The following is a 1,875-nucleotide window of genomic DNA, read 5'->3' as shown; positions in this document are numbered from 1 at the left end:
AAGAATATAGAGGAAATAATAAATAATATTAAAAATAAAAAATAGGTATTTATATAAGGTAAAATGTAGGTTTTTGTTAAATAAAGTTAATAAAATCTGAAAATTCAATTTAAGTTAAAAAGTATTGGAAAGTTTGTAGAATTATGATATTATATGTAAAGCGGAAAAGGTTAAACATTTAAATAGATAGAAATCTAACAAAATAACCTTTGATGTAAACAGTATTATTATACTTCATGAGGAGGAAAACAAATGGCAGGAAATACTAACAATGCTAAAAAATTAACATTAGTGCCCCTAGTACTTATGATATTCACATCTGTATTTGGGTTTGCTAACATGCCGAGAGCGTTTTTCCTAATGGGATACGCAGCAATACCTTGGTATTTATTAAGTGCAATTTTATTCTTTATACCGTATGCATTTATGATGGCTGAATACGGATCTGCATTCAAAAAAGAATCAGGTGGTATGTATTCATGGATGGAAAAATCTGTAGGACCTAAATATGCATTCGTAGGAACATTTATGTGGTATGCATCTTATATTGTATGGATGGTAAACGTTGCATCAACTTTATGGGTTCCACTATCAAACGCAATATTTGGATATGATGCTACAGCTAACTGGTCTTTATTTGGATTAAGTTCAGTTCAAACACTAGGAATACTTGGAGCATTATGGATAATATTAGTTACTTATGTATCAACTAAAGGTATAGAGAAGATAACTAAGGTTACTTCTATAGGTGGTACAGCAGTTGCATTATTAAATATAGTTTTATTAGTAGGTGGGGTTTTAGTTGTAATAATGAACAAAGGACAATTTGCAGAGCCTGTAACAAATGTTGTTAAAGCGTTTACAAACTCTCCAAACCCAGCTTATCAAACACCTGTAACTGTATTATCATTCTTAACATTTGCAATATTTGCATTTGGAGGATTAGAAGTTTTAGGTGGATTAGTTGACCAAACTGAAAATGCTGAAAAAACTTTCCCTAAAGGTCTTACTTTAGCAGCTATAGTAATATCTGTAGGATATGCAATAGGTATATTTGCTTGTGGTACATTTACTAACTGGAGTGATATATTATCATCAAGTGATGTAAATATGGCTAACGTTGCTTATGTATTAATGCAAAACTTAGGATATCAATTAGGTATAGCATTTGGAACTAGTCAATCAGTAGCATTAACTATGGGTGCTTGGGTTGCTAGATTCGTTGGATTATCAATGTTCTTAGCATTATCAGGAGCATTCTTCACATTAACTTACTCTCCATTAAAGACTCTTATAGAAGGGGCACCAAAGCAAGTATGGCCTGGTAAATTAGGAGAAATAAAAGACGGAATGCCTATAAATGCTATGAAAGTTCAAGCTATAATAGTTGTAGCTATGATACTTTTAGTATCATTTGGAGGTAAGAGTGCAAGTGAGTTCTTCGCTTTACTAGTACTTATGACTAATGTTGCAATGACAATACCTTACTTATTCTTATCAAGTGCATTCCCTGCATTTAAGAAAAAGCAATTAGAAGGTAAAGTTGACAAAGCATTCGTAGTTTATAAGAGTGTAGGAATGGCAACAACTTTTGCTGTAATAATAGGTATATTAGTTGGATTTGCTAACGTATTCACTATAATAGAACCAACATTATCTTCACCAGCAGGATTAAGTAAAACATTAACTATGATAGCTGGACCGGTAATATTCGGAGTATTTGGATTCTTCTTATATAGTAGATATGAAAAGAAACATGTAAAGAATAGTGATAATAATAGAAAAGCAAGCTAATATTTTAGCTATATTATAAAAAATGCACCTGCTATTAATTTAGTAGGTGCATTTATTTATATAAAAAAATATACTTATTTT

The 1,875-nt window shown here is 30.9% G+C and carries 1 protein-coding gene; it reads left to right on the top strand.

All coding sequences use genetic code 11. From position 1 onward, the window contains the following. Positions 1-252: 252 nt before the first annotated feature. A complete protein-coding gene (gene yjeM / locus VN21_RS07170; protein ID WP_046822656.1) occupies positions 253-1,794 on the top strand; it encodes a glutamate/gamma-aminobutyrate family transporter YjeM in 1,542 nt (513 codons plus the stop codon). Positions 1,795-1,875: the final 81 nt, after the last annotated feature.

Source organism: Paraclostridium benzoelyticum, assembly GCF_001006285.1.
GTDB lineage: Bacteria > Bacillota > Clostridia > Peptostreptococcales > Peptostreptococcaceae > Paraclostridium > Paraclostridium benzoelyticum.
This window is presented reverse-complemented; position numbering and strand designations above follow the sequence as displayed.